General features: G+C 53.2%; 13 protein-coding genes. 9 read left to right on the top strand and 4 right to left on the bottom strand.

Annotated elements, in window-relative coordinates; genetic code table 11:
* Nucleotides 1-13: 13 nt before the first annotated feature.
* The 7 genes from B5D39_RS04145 to B5D39_RS04115 all read left to right on the top strand — a co-directional run bounded on the left by B5D39_RS04145 (nucleotide 14) and on the right by B5D39_RS04115 (nucleotide 8,066).
* Entirely contained in the window at nucleotides 14-1,333 is a 1,320-nt protein-coding gene (locus B5D39_RS04145; RefSeq protein ID WP_078789135.1) for a GTPase-associated system all-helical protein GASH, read from the top strand.
* Complete coding sequence (locus B5D39_RS04140; protein ID WP_078789134.1) at nucleotides 1,330-2,304, top strand: TRAFAC clade GTPase domain-containing protein; 975 nt, start codon at nucleotides 1,330-1,332, stop codon at nucleotides 2,302-2,304. Before B5D39_RS04145 ends, B5D39_RS04140 begins: the two co-directional genes overlap by 4 nt.
* The gene (locus tag B5D39_RS04135; protein WP_078789133.1) at nucleotides 2,298-3,140 is read left to right on the top strand and encodes a TRAFAC clade GTPase domain-containing protein; all 843 of its coding nucleotides are present in this window, start codon (nucleotides 2,298-2,300) and stop codon (nucleotides 3,138-3,140) included. The genes B5D39_RS04140 and B5D39_RS04135 overlap by 7 nt, the downstream gene beginning before the upstream one ends.
* A complete protein-coding gene (locus B5D39_RS04130; RefSeq protein ID WP_078789132.1) occupies nucleotides 3,140-5,587 on the top strand; it encodes a GAP1-N1 domain-containing protein in 2,448 nt (815 codons plus the stop codon). Before B5D39_RS04135 ends, B5D39_RS04130 begins: the two co-directional genes overlap by 1 nt.
* 304 nt (nucleotides 5,588-5,891) lie before the next feature.
* Nucleotides 5,892-7,256, top strand: a complete 1,365-nt coding sequence (locus B5D39_RS04125) for a hypothetical protein (protein ID WP_244161352.1) — start codon at nucleotides 5,892-5,894, stop codon at nucleotides 7,254-7,256.
* Nucleotides 7,257-7,290: 34 nt separating this feature from the next.
* Nucleotides 7,291-7,566 carry an integration host factor subunit alpha gene (locus B5D39_RS04120; RefSeq protein WP_078789131.1) on the top strand — a complete coding sequence of 92 codons (276 nt, stop codon included), beginning with the start codon at nucleotides 7,291-7,293 and terminating at the stop codon, nucleotides 7,564-7,566.
* On the top strand, nucleotides 7,563-8,066 hold the full coding sequence (locus B5D39_RS04115) for a DUF6933 domain-containing protein (protein ID WP_078789130.1): 504 nt from the start codon (nucleotides 7,563-7,565) through the stop codon (nucleotides 8,064-8,066). Before B5D39_RS04120 ends, B5D39_RS04115 begins: the two co-directional genes overlap by 4 nt.
* A 159-nt stretch (nucleotides 8,067-8,225) precedes the next feature.
* Here B5D39_RS04115 and B5D39_RS04110 read toward each other — a convergent pair whose 3' ends face one another.
* Complete coding sequence (locus tag B5D39_RS04110) at nucleotides 8,226-10,907, bottom strand: cation-translocating P-type ATPase (protein ID WP_078789129.1); 2,682 nt, start codon at nucleotides 10,905-10,907, stop codon at nucleotides 8,226-8,228.
* Nucleotides 10,908-10,966: 59 nt separating this feature from the next.
* Here B5D39_RS04110 and B5D39_RS04105 point away from each other — a divergent pair, with 59 nt between their 5' ends.
* Together B5D39_RS04105 and B5D39_RS04100 are read left to right on the top strand one after the other, a co-directional pair.
* Nucleotides 10,967-11,146, top strand: coding sequence for a hypothetical protein (locus B5D39_RS04105; RefSeq protein ID WP_078789128.1), 180 nt, complete (start codon nucleotides 10,967-10,969; stop codon nucleotides 11,144-11,146).
* A gap of 13 nt (nucleotides 11,147-11,159) precedes the next feature.
* Nucleotides 11,160-13,817: an MMPL family transporter gene (locus tag B5D39_RS04100; RefSeq protein WP_078789127.1), complete on the top strand. Its 2,658-nt coding sequence runs from the start codon at nucleotides 11,160-11,162 to the stop codon at nucleotides 13,815-13,817.
* Here the strand turns inward: B5D39_RS04100 and lptG are convergent.
* From lptG to B5D39_RS04085, 3 genes are all read right to left on the bottom strand, one after another.
* Entirely contained in the window at nucleotides 13,776-14,855 is a 1,080-nt protein-coding gene (lptG, locus tag B5D39_RS04095; RefSeq protein ID WP_078789126.1) for an LPS export ABC transporter permease LptG, read from the bottom strand. The genes B5D39_RS04100 and lptG overlap by 42 nt on opposite strands.
* Nucleotides 14,855-15,994: an LPS export ABC transporter permease LptF gene (gene lptF, locus B5D39_RS04090; RefSeq protein WP_078789125.1), complete on the bottom strand. Its 1,140-nt coding sequence runs from the start codon at nucleotides 15,992-15,994 to the stop codon at nucleotides 14,855-14,857. The genes lptG and lptF overlap by 1 nt, the downstream gene beginning before the upstream one ends.
* 94 nt (nucleotides 15,995-16,088) lie before the next feature.
* Complete coding sequence (locus B5D39_RS04085) at nucleotides 16,089-16,463, bottom strand: desulfoferrodoxin (protein ID WP_078789124.1); 375 nt, start codon at nucleotides 16,461-16,463, stop codon at nucleotides 16,089-16,091.
* Between the last annotated feature and the right edge of the window lie 228 nt (nucleotides 16,464-16,691).

Genomic DNA, 16,691 nt, shown 5'->3' with positions numbered 1-16,691 from the left:
ATGGAGGTCATTGATGTCAGAACTACTGAAAAGTCTCAACAAGGCAGGTCTTATTGAAAAGTTGGATGGCAATGACGAGCGTTTTGCAAAGATCGAATCAGCAGCGAAAAACGTTGCTCAAAAGCTTAAAGAGTCGCCGCCGCTTATGATTCGTGCCGTGCTGGCAGGTCTTGATCCTGACATCCCCTCCGACGACCCGGCAATAATTATGGCTGCCGACGCATTGGCCGAGGTCTGGACTTCAGTGCTCTCTGTCCATACTGATCCGCCTATGTTTATCTATCGCGCAATTTTACTTGATGCCTGCAATCAGGTCGCAGACGGTTTAAGCGCTATCGTGCTGTCTTACACCGCTACGGATACACTTTCTTTGGTACGCTTGGGGCGAGAGGAACCTGTCGTTAGAGGCATGCTGGCAGAGTGGTCAAAAATTTCGGAGTCAGTTTCACTGATAGTTCCTAATGTCACAGAGGCAAAACGCGCTCCGGCAACAAAGAAAATTCAACAACTTGAATATGAAGAAACAAAAGTTGCCAAGGTAAACCGTGATACGCTTTTGAATAGAGTTGCGGCTGCTTCAGGCCAAAATTACAAGGGTAATACTGTTGAAAATAATAACCCTTATTGGTCAAATCAGCAGCAACATTGGTCTTGGGAATTTACTGATCGAATGACGGCATTGCTCGCTGACCATTTAGATCTTGTTAGGGCTGAAATTGCTAAGAGCCAAAATGGATTAATAAAACAACTAGAACAACACGAAACACACCAGCTTGAGTCTGCCAAAGAGCTTTTAAGTGCTCAACGCAGCTGGTTGCAAGATGCCGTCAAGCAAAGCGAGGAACAAAGGAAAGCTGACCATTTGAGACTAAACACACTTTGGTGGTGTGAAGCGCTATATTCCTCTTCCTTGTTGTGCAGTTATCGAGAACTACCGCCTGTCCTCGCAGGGGCGGTCATGCCTTTCGATCTTCTGAACGAGGTTCAAGCACCAACACCTGCTAGCGTGACTTACGCCCTCTCTGAAGCTGTCGCCAAATTGCCAGAAGCCGAGTTTGTAAATTCATACAAGATTCGCGAACTGCTCAATACGATTCTTGGAAAAATTTCAGAATTGCCGGAAGCGTGGGCAAAATCATTAGAATCGCCGCCAAAAGAAGGACGTTTAAGCATACGAGATATAATAGTAGCTGTTCTACAAGGAGAAAAGGATACTAAAAAGCTTTTGCAGCGATCCAATCTGGAACCAGGCGTGTCAATTAGCCTCCCACGCCTTGCTCAGGCAATCTATCGTCAGGAACAAGCTGTCAGGTTGGCTGGAGCCGGGCAATGACAAAGCGATGCTCGAATCCAAATTGTTACGTCCACGATGGTGAGAGTTGTGTTGATGGTCATTTGGACTACTTGACTGAGTGCGAACATTACCGCTTTGGAGTTGCTGACAAAAAAACAAAAGAAGGCCAAACCACACCTATTGAATCGGCTGCGCGTGTTCCATGGTCTGGTTCTACCTTGGGCTTGGCGGACTTGATTACCTTGTTACCTCGTGGGCGTTCAATCCTTGTAGGTGTGTTGGGTGCTCATGATGCAGGAAAAACCACTCTGTTGTTGGGGAACTATTTAAACTGCCTACGTGGTAGTGCCATTGCTGAAGGTGAGTTTTGTGGTTCCTGGACCCTTGGAGCATGGGAAGCTTTAGCAGCTTGGTCACGCTTTGATGATGCAGCACGAAAGCCACATTTTCCGCCGCATACACCTCGGGGCACCAGTAGAGCACCTGGACTTTTGCATCTTGTACTTCGTCGCAAGGATCAATCCCTTCGCGATGTTTTGTTGAGCGATGCCCCAGGAGAATGGTTTACGCGATGGGCCATCAACGAAAATGCGCCAGAGGCAGAAGGTGCACGATGGACAGTCGAACATGCCGACACTTTTTTGGTTATTGCTGATTGTGATCGATTAAGTGGACCAGAGCGAGGATCGGCCCGTACTGATCTTCGCCAGTTGCTTGAAAGGCTGGGTGGGTATGTAGGGACACGGCCCGTCGTTCTTGTTTGGACGAAGACCGACAAAAAACCGTTAGCGGAGTTAACGCCTGGCATTAGGGATTCGATACAAAGGGCTCTCAGAGAGGCAATTCCCCACGCGACAGAATTGACAACAACAGTTAGTCATCCCGAGTCGTTAACCGAAGTACTCTCCTGCGCTGTAAATAGCGTATGGGAGCAGAAACGATGCAATCCAATTCTTGAACCTGTATTACATCATCAGCCATTTTCGGCATTCAGAGGTGTAAAATGCTGACACCAGAGATCGTACTTCTCGGTGGTCCCAATAGCGGAAAAACACACTATACCGGGCAGCTTTATGGTCGGTTGCAAAGAAATCCTGGGACACTGCGTTTACGTGGGGCACCTGCTGATCTTTCGGCGTTTCAGGAAGTATTGAGATGTCTTGAGAATGGCAATGCGGCCTCACATACACCACATGGCACTTGGTCGGAGGTCTGTTTGCCGTTGCAAGATGAGAACGGCAGAGCCATGGATTTAAGCTGGCCAGATTACGGGGGTGAACAATTAAAGCAGGTTATTTCGACTCGTTCTGTCGACTTGGCCTGGCAAGCAAGACTATGTAAAGCGAAAGGATGGCTTCTGCTGATTCGCTTGAAAGCAGAAGTGACTTTTCCAGATGCTTTGGAAAAGCTTGCCGAGCACCCTCATTGCGGCGAGCCTTCTGTTAGCAGAGTCAGCACATGGGATGCTAACGCCTATTGGGTAGAAAAACTTCAGATACTTCTTCATGTAGCCAAGCTGGGAATTGTGAAGCCTCTGGAAAGACCCCGTTTAGCAATTCTGCTCTCATGCTATGATGAGTTGGGTGAATCGACAGCTACACCTGCCGAAGAGCTTGCACGAAAGCTTCCATTGGTCGCGTCTTTCATTCGGAGCAACTGGCACAAAGATGAGGTTAGTATTTGGGGACTTTCTTCCCTTGGGCAAGAACTAACTGACAACAGTGGTGTAGAGGTATTTATTGACGAAGGCCCTGAACATCAAGGTTGGGTAGTCATGCCTCATGGTGGGGATAGGACCCAGGATCTAAGCTTACCTCTCAAATGGCTGTTAGATGGAATTGCATAATGAAGCATGTCCTTGCCACATACGGTGCACAAGATAATTCCCATAGACTACTGAAATGTAATGATCCTCAAGTAAACCTACCTCGCGAACTTGAAGGATTAACAGACCGCCCCCCTGGAGACATCTCGCCTGGAGATATCTGGTGGCCTTCGGTCGGATGTGGTCCTGTTGGTGAATGGTGGTGTATTTGGTGGACCATACCAGACTTGACGGCAACTCGAGCGGGCATGGTTCGAAGTGAAGTAGCTTTGTGGCGACGTGAACACATCGGAGCTGTTGAAGATTTGAGCCCTGCCCTAACTGAAATCGCTGGCGGGCAGACAATGGCACCCGCTCCGCAAGAACATCTTATAGCAGTGGCTGAAGCGATATTGTCCGCTCAAGGTCATGCTGTGATCATCTGTAATGCTCTCGAAATTTGGCCACAAATTATTGCGGATGTTTGGCGGCGGCTTTGGCCTACTGCTAGAATGCACTTTTCTGCTCGTCTAGCGTTAAACCCGCCTCAAAGTAGCGAACCAAACAATCTGCCCTGGATTTTTGGCACACCTGCTTGCCGGGCTCAACAATGGCAACAGCCTTTTGAGCGAATTGAATTGGCAAACCCTTATGCGACTGCCCAGTTAAATCGAGCGGCAAAGTTCCTGGCTGGCCAACATGACCTGATCCTTTCCGAAGTTCTTAAGGAAATTCCACCTAACGATTCTAATTTGGCCCATCTCAAGCAAGCTGCTCGCGTTGCTGACAATCTTGAACGGCTCAATATTGCAGATGATTTCAACGATGCTCTTGCTTTGTTAAGAACCCTAATTGTTATGGCGCCCACCAATACTGTGGGTGTTAAATTCAAGAAATTTGCCTGTTCAAAGCTGTTAACGTATCTGCCATCGCTGTCTTCCGATCAGGTCGAATTGCTTGCCAACATCGATTTGTCAGCTGTACCGGATTCAAAAATTCTGGAAGAGGCCTTCCGCAGCCGACTGGTTGATATTGTCCCAGTGTTGTCAACAGAGAAGTCAATTACCTTTCTTGCCAAGTTACAGCCTGGAAAAGCTCAAATTTGGTGGCAGACGAACATTAAATCTGTTATCCAGCGCGGTTTGGATTCGCTTGATGAAACATGGTCGTGTGCTGCTATCAGGTGGTTGGCAATTCCTGATATAGAAGTAATTATTAATGATTTTGTCAAAAGCGATAAAGATATAGAAAGATCGTTAATCAATATAGCCAATAGAGAACAATGGAGTCCGGCTCAACTCAACCAAATACGCAAGCAGGCACAAAAGCGGAAATGGTCAGTTCTACATGCATGGTGTTTGGTTTTCTCGAAGCTTTCTGTTGCCGACACCTTCGTAAAGCAGCAGGGCTTTATTGGTGATGCATCCCCTGGTTTTGAGTACTTGATTCACAACCTCCCTTCTGATGCTGTGGTGAAAACTATCGTTGCAGGGCAAGACGCAGACCTGTGTAGGTTAGCAGCGCAGCTTACCGTGCAGAAGCCAACCTTGCTGAGTTTAATTGATGTGTCGAAAGCCTCTAGTCGGTTACTCTGGGCAACACATATCCAACTTTGTGGAGAAGCCTGGCCTGAATCTTTACAACCTGAAATTCATGGCAACAAACTTCTTGAGGTCGTAATCAGTGGAGATGATTCATACAACTTAATCGAAGCTGTTGGACCCTATTTGATACAGGCAGTAGTAGAGCACCCACGGCGAAAAGAATTGTGGACTAATTTGACTGTAAATGAATCTAACAAGTTACTTCCACTTGTAGCAAACCAGTTGATCAGTCGTATCAAGTCCGGTCAATCAATTGCTCAGCCTGAACCTGCATTGCTAAACAAGATTGTCGAACTTTTACGATCTAGCAGGCCATCCACAAAGGAAATATTGGCTCTCATTACATGGAATGTCCCCGTTAGAGAACAGGAATTGATTGATTGGATGTATTATTTTTCTCGCCTTGATTGGCTAGAAAATGCAGTCAAAATCGGACAGGTAATCCTAAGGCATAATTGGAGAAATGCAGCGAAGAAACTAATAGAGATCAAACAAAGAAACCCGGAGGCAACACCGTCATTGGAAGTTTGCAAAGAATTGCTGCCGATTTGGGACCGATTGCTTCAAATACTCTCTTCTCCTCAGAACACGGAAGGCAGCTTCTCAGATTACAAGTCTGCGCTAATCGATGGGGTAGCCGATATTGGCAGTGAGCTGGCCCCTGAGTCCCTTGATGAAGTATGGGAGAGGGCTGGAGGGAAAAGAAAGGAACTTGAAAGCAAGGGTACCGCCTTTTCTCGTTGGCACAATGCAGCGAGAGTTGCAGCCAACGGGGGAAAATGCAGTCTTGCAGATTTGATTCGAGTTTTAAGAAATGACTATCCACGCAACCCACAATTACGAGAAATTGAGGAAGTGTTGGGCAGATTTAAAAGTCGTAGATAGAGAACGATGACCAACCTAACCCCCTTTCTTAAACTCTTCTCCTCACTCTCCCGCGCCCCTGAAAGGCAAGGTTGAAGGATGAATTATGAAGGATGAAATGAATGCCTCTTGCTGACTCCATCGGCATGATTGCGCGGGTAAAAAAAAAAAAAACAGGAAAAAAACTACGGACACTTCCCGGTTTTTGCGCGAAAGTATGCTGTCATTTCCTCCCTTGATAACCAATTCTCACTGATATGTTGATTTATAATCCAGGTCATGTGACCGTATACTACGGTGTTGCGGGACCACTCGCAGCGAAATCATGAACAAAGAAGATACTGTGACAAGGCTGCTTAATAACGAAAACGAGAGCGGGGAGCTTACCCAAAAGGCCGTCACGCTTTTGGCCGAGGCCGGCGCAGTGCAGGGAACGCTGCATCTGCCCGGCGTGCGCGATGCGTATCGCTCTCGGCTGGAGCAGGTTGTGCTGCTGGCCGGACAGGCGCTGGGCAACGCGGTGGAAAGCCGCGAGGCGGCGCTGCTGCACTGGGTGCTGGTGCAGGCTTGCGCGGCTCGGGCAGAGGATGCGCGCTACGGCGCCGGGCAGCTTTCTCGCGGTGCTCAGCGGGCGCCCACGCTGGAGGATTGCAACGACGGCTGGCAGCGAGTAGAGCAGATTGCCAGTACTGCCGAAGAGGCTGCACTGGCGGCCGCAGGTTTTGCCCAACGACTGAATACGGACAAAGCGAGAGCGATGGCCCTCAGAGCTGAAGTCGCCGCAAAGTCTGCCAGAAAAACCGTCCAGGAACGCAACCTCGCCTATACGTTCCATGCCGATCCCGGCTTTTCGTTTGGCGAAGGCTGGTACCTGGCTGCGGCGGCACTGTTTGCCGACCTTTCCATCCAGATCAGACCCGGTGCTGCCCACGAATTGCAGGCCAGACGATTCCTTTTCGATGCCGGGTTGGACGGAGCCCTTCGCCCCTATCGGTCTCGACCAGCGAGTCCCAAGCATCTGACACATATCATTGCCGAGGCTTTTCGAGCTGACGCGCAACAAGCACAGGGTACCCTGCGCTCCGCTTTTCTGGGTGACGAATCGCCGTCGGCTCCCTTACGGGCATGGGTCGATGCCAAAGTGGGAGGGACGCCGGAACAGAAGGTGCTGCTGTGGGTCCGAACGGGTGATCACCATGTCCAGCGCAATACCTGTTTCGATGAGTTGCGTCAGCTTTCTGAACTGGTAGTGAATGCCGGGTTATCACCCATCTTTTTCGGCGATAATGTTCCGCGAGAGCTTGTTCCGCCAGGGGCAGTCAACCTGACCCTGTGCTGGAAAGAACCGCTCTTCCAGGGACCGGACATGCGCCGAGCACAGCTTCACCTGTTTGAAGAGTTGAGATGGCATCACGGCCTGGTGGGCCAGATTGGCGTGACCACCGCCGGTATGGACGGACCGGCACTTATGGGATTGCCGACCCTTTATCTCACCCAGGAACGCAACGGCCGACTGGGCAAGTGGGTGGGAGCCGTTCCGGGATATCAGGAGGTTGTGCGGGAACCGGGCTATTTCGCAACTATTTGCGCTACCTTGCATCAGTGGCAGCAGTGCCCCCCCCGGATCCGGCAGGGGTATCATTCTACCGCAGGACACCGCTCTTTGGCCGTCACAGGAATTCCTTGGTGATGGAAACTGAAATAAGAAGGGGAATACAATCACAATGACCAAAGCAGATATCGCAGAAAAGATCCAGACCACCACCGGCCTGTCCAAAAAAGATTCCGCTGCACTGATGGAATCGGTATTTGCCATTATGAAGGAATCACTTGAGGCAGGTGAGACCATCAAGATTTCCGGTTTTGGCGTGTTTGAGCCGAAACAGAAAAACGCCCGCAGAGGTCGCAACCCCCAGACCGGCGAGGCTATTACCATTGAGGCCCGCAAGGTGATAACCTTCAAGCCCAGTAATGTTCTTAAGGACGCTATCAACAAATGATATTCCACTGCACAAAGGCGCTTGCCGCCAAACTGCCCTCAGTGTCGCCAACGCCACTAACCGATGCAAATCCTCTCGGTAGCTGGCATGCCCATCTGCATGTTATTGACCGGCGACAATGCATCATGTTCTGCCACGATACAACCCGCTTTGTGCTTTTCGAAGCAGGCCTGAAAAAAGAACAGTTCCAAAATCTTGGGAAGTTTCATAAAGAACTGTATCTGGCAGCATTGATTGCTATGGGTGTGCCGGAAGCAACTCTCAAGCGGGTTGAACTCGCTATGGGGCCTGCTCTGTTTGACACGGCAACTGACCGGTCAGTGCTTGGAACACTGAATCAATCACGCTTTGAATTTGATTTTTTTCTTGATGATTACACGAACATACTTGAGGTTGATCCTCTGATTGCAGCCAAATGGTTCAATCATCGACCGCTGACAGCAAGGGGTGCATGGCTCTGGGCAGATAAAGAGATGCTTGCATTGGTCAGTTCATTATAGGGAGTGTTTTTTGAAACTGCCGAAACGCCATAACGCGCTCATGAGATAGCTGCACAAGAGGAAGAATCGCGGCAAAGAGCCTCCCAACAGCCAAAGCACAACGTGCCTGTTGAACTGAATCGTGTACATGCCTGACTGGATGTCTCTCCCTTTACCGCATTAATTACCTCTCGAAGTCCTGCCCAATCGACCGACCCACTTTTCTCCTTCCAACAGCAGAAACACCGCCACTGCCGGTAACAGTACCAACCAGAGCTGATCAAGCGTAAGTGCGGTGGTGCGGAAAAAGCCCTGCAACTGCGGCAGCCAGATGGCCAGCCCCTGCAGCAGCAGCACACTGGCAGCCATGACCAGCAGAGACGGATTACTGAACAGCCCCATCTGCAGGAACGAGCTGCGGAAGGAGCGCAATGCCATGGCCTGGGCGATCTGGGCCAGGGCCAGGGAGGCAAACAACACGGTCTGCCAGGGACCACCAGACTGCCAGGTCAGCCAGGTGACCAGCATACAGGAACCGCCGATCAGGCTACCGGTCAGCAGGACATAGCGGATGGTGCGGCTATCAAAGATCTGGCTGTCCGGTGCAATGGGCGGGCGCTTCATCACATCCGGTTCAGGCCGTTCCAGCCCCATACCCAGCCCCAGCAGACCATCGGTCAGCAGGTTGAGCCACAACAGTTGCAGCGGTGTCAGCGGCATCCCCATGCCCAGAAACGGTAGGACCAACACGGCCAGGATCTTGCCGGTGTTACCGGCCACAGAAAAGACCACAAACTTGCGGATGTTGTCATAAATGGTGCGGCCTTCCTCCACCGCAGCCACAATGGTGGCAAAATTGTCATCCAGCAGCACCATATCCGAGGCCTCCCGGGCCACATCAGTGCCGACCTTGCCCATGGCCACCCCCACATCAGCCTTTTTCAGGGCCGGGGCATCATTGACCCCGTCACCGGTCATGGCAGCCACACCACCGCTGCGCTGGATCGCGTCCACAATCCGCAGCTTATGCTCCGGCGCCACCCGGGCATAGATCGAGACCGTTGCCACCGCAGCATCAAACTGCTCCGGGGTCAGTCGATCAAGCTCAACTCCGGTTAAGGCGCCGCCTGAATCATCAATCCCCACCTGACGGGCAATGGCACGTGCAGTCAGAGGATGGTCACCGGTGATCATGACCGGCCTGATACCTGCGGTCAGACAGCGCTGCACCGCCTGCTTTGCCTCTTCACGGGGGGGATCAGTCAGGGCCACCAGACCGATGCAGACAAACTCCTGCGCCAACGCCTCCAGGCGATCATCAGCATCCGGCTGCAGAACCCGCAGTGCCAGGGCCAGCACCCGCTGCCCCTCAGCGGAAAGCCGGTCTGCAGCTGCCTGTAGTGCCTTTTTATGATCATCCGTCAACGCTACGACCTTGTTGTTCAGTAAAATTGTGCTGCAAAGCCCCAGCACACTATCCAACGCACCTTTGACTGCCAGCAGCTTACCCCCTGCTGGCAACGGAGGAAGCGGCAAAAGGCTGGGAACCAGCGCGGTAATCTGATGCACCGTAATCATCCGCTTGGTGACAGAATCAAAGGGAATCTCGGCAATCCGAGGCAGGGCCTGTTCCTGCTCATCCCGAAAAACACCAGCTGCTGCGGCTGCAGAGACCAGGGCGCCTTCAGTGGGGTCACCCAGTACGGACTCTTCACCATCAGCAACCTTCAACACCGCATCATTACAGAGGCTGCCGATCATTAGCAGCAACCTATCGGATGAGGTATCTCCTGCCACGCCAACAATAGCATCCGTGTTCATCAGCCCGGTAACGGTCATCCGGTTCTGGGTCAGGGTACCGGTCTTGTCACTGCAGATCACCGTAACCGATCCAAGCGTCTCAACAGCGGGCAGTCGCCGGATCAGGGCATGGCGTTTCAGCATCCGCTGGGCCCCCAGGGCCAGGGTGATGGTCACCACTGCCGGCAGCCCTTCCGGGATGGCTGCCACCGCCACACTGACCGCCAGCAGCAGCATCTCTTTCAGAGCCTCCCCCCGCAACATCCCCACCACAAAGATCAGCCCTGCCACCGCCACCGAGGCCGCTGCCAGCACCTTGCCCAGCCGATCCAGCCGTTTCTGCAGCGGAGTCCACTCCTGCCCCACCTGTTGCAGCAGGGTGGCGATTTTTCCCAGTTCAGTCTGCATACCGGTGGCGACCACCACTGCCACAGCCCGGCCAGCCGACACCAGAGTGCCCATAAACAGCAGGTTGCGGCGGTCACCCAGCGGTAACTCAACGGCTGCAATCAGGTCAGTCTGTTTTTCCACCGCCTCTGATTCACCGGTCAACAGCGACTCCTGCACCCGCAGGCCATGGGCCTCCAACAGGCGGCAATCAGCCGGAACCACACTGCCCGCCTCCAGAAGCACGATATCACCGGGCACCAACTGCAGTGAAGGCAGCTCCTGTACTGTCATATCCCGCCGCACCCGTACCAGCGGCACCGCCATCCGTTTCAGGGCTGCAATGGCCCGCTCAGCACGGAAATCCTGGGCAAACCCAAGCAGCGCAAACAGGATCACAATGGCAAAGATGGTAGCTGCATCCTTGAATGATCCCACCAGACCGGAAACCACGGCAGCAGCGGTCAGGATCAGGGCCATGGTAGAGGTAAACTGTTCCCAGAGGATCTGCCAGGGGGTCCGCCCGGCCTGCTCGGTCAGCTCATTCGGCCCATTCTGCTGCAGACGACGGGTAGCGTCGTCTGAGTTCAGACCGGTATCAGGCGATGTCTGCAGCAGTTCAAGCGCCTGATCAACGGTAAGGGTATGCCATACAGTTTCGGGTTCTCTGTTCATAGCTGACAGTATACCACCAATGCTTCACTTTTCAGCCGGATGATAGTACACTGCCGACCATGAGCAAATCAGCCGCTGTCCTGTTAATCTGTTTTATTATTGCCATCCTGGGGTTTTCCACCTGGCAACTGTTTCTTGGCAGGTTTGAGGCAGCCTTTTCCGCCCTGCCCTTTCTGGTAATCCTCTACCTGTTTGTCGCCCCCTGGAAAAAACAGACACCGCGCAGCCAACAACCCTGACCCGGAGTATCCGATGTCCGCATCCCGTCTCTTTGGCGCTATCACCCGCCATCCTCGCCTAGTGCTGGCCGTTGCCCTGCTGCTGGCCGCCTTGTCAATTGTGTACACCTCCCTGAAGCTGGAGTTCCTGACCGGGCGTGATGATCTGATGCCCCGCCATGCGGCGTTTCAAAAAGATTATCAGGCCTACCGCGCTGCCTTTGGTGATCAGGAAGAAATCGCCGTGGTGATCGAAGGTACTGATCCAGCCCTGGTCAGCCGCTTCAGCGACGCCCTCTACGCACGACTGTCCCAGGAAAAACGCCTGTTTCTGGAGGTACTGTACCCCGGCGGCATGCCCTACTTCCGCCAGAACGGCCTGCTGTTCATGTCACTTGATGAACTGAAGGCGATGGCTGGCACCCTTGAAATGGCCGGACCGGTGCTGAAGGATCTGGCAGCAGCCCCTTCGATCCAGACCCTGTTCAGCTCTCTGACAAGTCAGATTGACGACTACCTGAAAGCACCATCTCCCGATAAACTGCAACGCCTGACCTTCATGCTGGGCACCCTGGACAAAGGTTTTGCCGGGTTTGACGGTAAAAAGAGCGCCCTGTCCATGGATTCCTTCCTGTCCGGCGGCGCTGATGGCAAACCATCCGCCTTGGAAAACGCAGGCAGACAGCAGGTACTGGCCATCCGTCCCCTGAAGGAAACCGATAGCTTTGTACCGGCTGAAAAGGCGATCAAGAAGGTGCGGGAAGAGCTGAACATCCTGCGTCAGAAACCTGAATTCAAGGGTATTACCGCCGGGATCACCGGTGTGCCGGTGCTGGAGTACGAAGAGATGGCCACCAGCATGGATGATATGACCATCGCCTCGGTGCTGTCGTTGCTGCTGACTGTTATTCTGCTGCTGTTTGCCTTCCGGGGCGTGAAAAACACGGTTGCCGCCATGGTTGCGCTCTTAATCGCCATCAGCATCGCCTTTGGCCTGGCTACCCTCTTTGTCGGCCACTTGAACATCCTTTCCATGGCCTTTGCCGTGATGCTGCTGGGGCTGGGGGTGGAATACAGCATTCAGGTAGTGCTGCGTCACCAGGAACTGCTGCTGCATGACAGCTTTGAAACAGCACTGCAGGAGAGCCTCAGCTCCAACCTGCGCCCGGTCCTGCTGGCCTTTGCCACCACCGCCCTGGCCTTCCTGACCTTCCTGCTGACCGACTTCCGCGGCATTGCCGAGCTGGGCCTGATTGCAGCCATGGGGGTCTTTGTCTGCTTTGCAGCCACCTTTACCGTACTGCCTGCCGTACTGGTCCTGCTACACAAGAAGTCAGCCACTGAACGGCCCAAGCCGATCCCGCACAATACAACGCCGCCCCTGCAACGCCTGTTTGCCCGACCCGGCCTGATTGTGGCGGCAACCGCCCTGCTGGCCCTGACCGGCACAGCAGCCCTGACCCGCGTGCCGTTTGATTTTAATATGCTGAACCTGCAGGCCAAGGGGCTGGAATCGGTCACCTACGCCTACAAGCTGATGAAGAGCAAGGAAAACTCCGGCTACTTTGGGGTCTCCATGGCTAAAGACCGTGACGAGGCGATCAGACTGACCAAGCGCTTTGAGGCGCTGCCCAGTGTGGACCATGTGGTATCCCTGCCTGCCCTGGTGCCGGATCAGCAACCGGAAAAACTGGCTGAGCTGGAACGGATCAAGCAGATTATGGCAAAGGTGCAGCCGGTGGCCTATGAAGAAAATCTGCGGGTAATGGAACTGCCGGCCATTTTTGAGGGCTTTCGTGAGCGGGTTGAAAAACTGAAGAACAGCCTTGAGGCACAGAAGCTGCCTGAGGCACAACCGATAGCCGCCTTCCTGAAGACACTGGATAAATTCTTTGCCGGACTGGAAAAGGAAAAGGACGGCAATGCCCTGACCATGCTGCGGGAGATGCAGGAAGCCATGTTTGCGCCGCTGCCGGAGAAGCTGAAGCTGCTGAAGGAAAGCCTGCAGGCCCGTGCCGTGACCGAGGCCGATGTTCCCCAGGCGCTGAAGCAACGTTTTGTAGGCAAGGATGGCCGTCTATTGCTGCAGATCGCCCCGAAAAAAGAGATCTTCAACGAACAGCCGCTGGCGGAGTTTGTTACCCAGATCAAGACCGTTGATCCCCACGCCACCGGCGAACCGGTCAGCGTCTATGAATCATTCAAGATCCTCAAGCTCTCCTACCTGGAGGCATTCCTGTATGCCCTGGGGGGGGTGGTGCTGATCCTGCTAATCGCCTTCCGCAGCCTGCGTTCCACCCTGCTGGGGGTAACGCCGCTGGCAGCCGGACTACTGCTGATGGTGGGGGGGATGTGGTTGTTCGGCCTGAAGTTCAATGTGGCCAACATCATTGTCATGCCGCTCTTGCTGGGGGTGGGGATCGACTCGGCCATCTACATCATCAGCCGCCACCTGAAGGGGGAGGAATCCCCAGTGGAGGTGGCCACCAGCAGCGCCGGCAAGGGGGTCTTCCTGAACGCCCTGACCATCCTGTTCAGCTTCGGTGCCTTAATGGTGGCCCGTCACCAGGGAGTCTTCAGCATCGGCGCGGTCATGTCGCTGGGGATGACCGCCATTGTGCTGGCGTTTCTGGTGTTTTTACCAGCGCTGTTACTGTTGCTTGACCGTCATGGAAAGCCAGATGCCGGTTAGGACAAAGATCAGATTGGCCCCCCAGGCAGCAACAAAGGGGGGCAATACCCCGCTACGGCCATAGGACTGGACAGCGGCGTTGATGATGAAGTAGGCAAAACCAATTGCAACACCGGTCCCGACCCCCATGGCAACCCCGCTGGTACGACCGGTCTTGAGGGCAAAGGGAATCCCCAGCACCACCATCACAAAGGCGCCGAACGGCAGGGCCAGTTTGGCATGCATCATGGTGCGATAGCGCCCGGCAGGGTAACCGCCCCGCTCAAGGCTGATCGCATATTCCCGCAGTTTACGGAAGCTGAAGTTATCAGCATTATTATCCAGAATCCGCAGATCATCCACTTTCAGGGTTAACGGCACCGCCAACCGAGGCGCTGCCACCACCCCACCCCGCCCGGCAAAGCTGCGTGTTCGTACTTTGAGTAGCTCCCACCCGGCAGCACCATGTACCGCCTGTTCAGCATCCATACGTCTGATCGGCTGCATGTCGGGAGAAAGGTCCCAGACCGTTACCCCTTGCAAGGTCTGTGTTTTTGGATCAAACACCTTGGCCTGCAGGATCAGGTTATTGGAGCGGAACCAGATATTATTGAGCCGGAAGAAGGTGTTGACACTCTGTTTCCTGATCACCACTTTTTCAATATGCTCCATCTGCTGGTAACTTTTGGGCACTATAAATTCTGAGTTGACCAACAGAATCAGGCTGCAGAGCAGGCCAAGAGCCAGAATCGGTAGAACGATACGGGGAATACTGAGGCCACAGCTGCGTAAGGCGGTCAGTTCGCTGCTGCGAGAGAGCATGCCCAGTGCCAGCAGGGTTGCCATCAAGACCGCAAACGGCATGGTCTGTCCCAGCATCTCAGGGATCTTGAACAAAAAGAACTGCAGGATGGCACTTAGCGAGGCCCCGGCTTTGCTGAAGCGACCCAGTTTCTCCATAAAATCAAGGATCAGATAGACCGCAAGAAATCCTCCCTGACAAAGCAGGAACAGACGCAGCCAGGTTGCTGCCAGATAGCGTCCCACAATACCAAACATCAGGCGGTCCTCCCGAATCGGAAGAGTCGCCCCAGGGCTGATCTGATCGTCATTTCCTGAGAGGCCAGACGCAGCAGGAACAATCCGATGGACAGGAAGATCAGGTTGGGCAGCCAGACCGCAAGAACCGGTGAAATCCCCCCTTTTTCAGCCAGGGTACGCAGAAATGAGAGCAGGACATAGTAGACCAACAGAATCAGGATGCTGATGGTAAAACCGGAGCCTTTACCTGTGCGACGATTGGAAAGCCCCAGCGGCAGCGCCAGAATGGCAAATACAAAGGTAGCAAAGGGAAAAGCAAAGCGGCTGTGCAGTTCAGTGGCCATCTTCAGGCGAGCCTGGGGGGACACTTTTAAAGAGCCGATGCCATTACGCAATTCACCTATCCCCAGATCCATTTCTGTCCTGACCAGCGGCGTGCTTCGCCCTGATTCAGCGGTCAGCAGGTACTCGCCAAAGGAGATCAGACGGTAATCCTCTTTTTGTTGGGTATGAATAGTGCCGTTTTTAAGCAGTATCCGCAGTACGCCAGTGCCATCATCAGAGGAGATCAGGCCGCTTTTGGCAAAGATGGTCAAGGGGCGCTCTTGATCACGGCTATCCTGGATCATGACCCGCTGCATGGTACGCTGGGCCTCATCGTACTGATCCACGTACAAGACTATACCGGGCAGATCATCCCTGAAGATCCGCTCACGGATGGCAGAGGCTGCATATTTACGGGCCACATCCATGGTCATCTGCTTGAAACCGGTATTACCCCAGGGTACGCCCCATGCACTGATAAAAAGGGTCAAGAGCGCAGCAGCAGTGGCGGTCAGCAGCACCGGCGGCAGCAAGGCACCAAGACTTAAGCCGCTGGCCTTCAAGACCGTAATTTCGTTATCACTGGAAAGACGGCCGAAGGCCAGCAGTACTGCCAGCAGGAAGGCCATGGGGATGGTCAAAACAAGGAATGATGGCAGCAGCAGGATAATCAGGCGCAGGACTTCTGCAAGGGGGACACCATTGGCCACCACCATCTCCATCAGCTTGACCATCCGCCCCATCAGCAGTACCAGCGTAAAGATAGTCAGACCAAGGAAGAAGATGCCGGTGATTTCGCGCATCAGGTAGCGGTTTATAATGCCGTGTTTCATGGGGTGGGATGATACATGATGTAACGGTGGGTGTAAAGAAAACGGGGACCCAAAGGCCCCCGTTTCGTTACATCAGCTAAAAAAGAACGACTGTTTATGCAGCCCAGTGGCCGTGCAAGGTACAGTATTCACGAGCGGTGACATTTTCTGCAGTTACGCAGAAAGTAGCCTCGGGTGCCTGACCCGGCTCTAGGAACTGACGATAGACTTTGCCGTCAGCAATCAGCTCAATCCATTCAATGTAGTGCTTTTCATCCATCGGGTGAGCAACAGCGCCAACCTTGACGGTAATGGTGCCATCCCCTTTTTCAATCACTGGCACATGCTTTTCTTTGGCAGCATCCACCGTATTTTCAGTCTGCAGCTGCATATTTTCACCACAGCAGACAATGTTGGCACCGCCACCGTGCATAACTTCAATAATGTTCCCACAATGTTGACACTTGTAAACTTCAAGACGCTTAGGCATTGGAATTTCCTCCTCATGGGTAGTCAGGCTGTGAGCCTTGTTTGTTGATGCAATACTACCGCATTTTTTTTTGATTGCAAGACAAAAAGATAATTTTAGTCCTTTATCTGGATATGAAAAAAGGGGAGCGTCGTCCTCCCCCTTTGCAGTCAAAACGAAAAACGTAATGAGGAAGGCAAGATCCAAGGCGCACGGAACGCAACAACCGAGACATACCAGAAGAGGTAG

Origin of the sequence: Trichlorobacter thiogenes, assembly GCF_900167465.1 — a bacterium.
In the GTDB taxonomy this organism is placed as follows: Bacteria; Desulfobacterota; Desulfuromonadia; order Geobacterales; family Pseudopelobacteraceae; genus Trichlorobacter; species Trichlorobacter thiogenes.
This window is presented reverse-complemented; position numbering and strand designations above follow the sequence as displayed.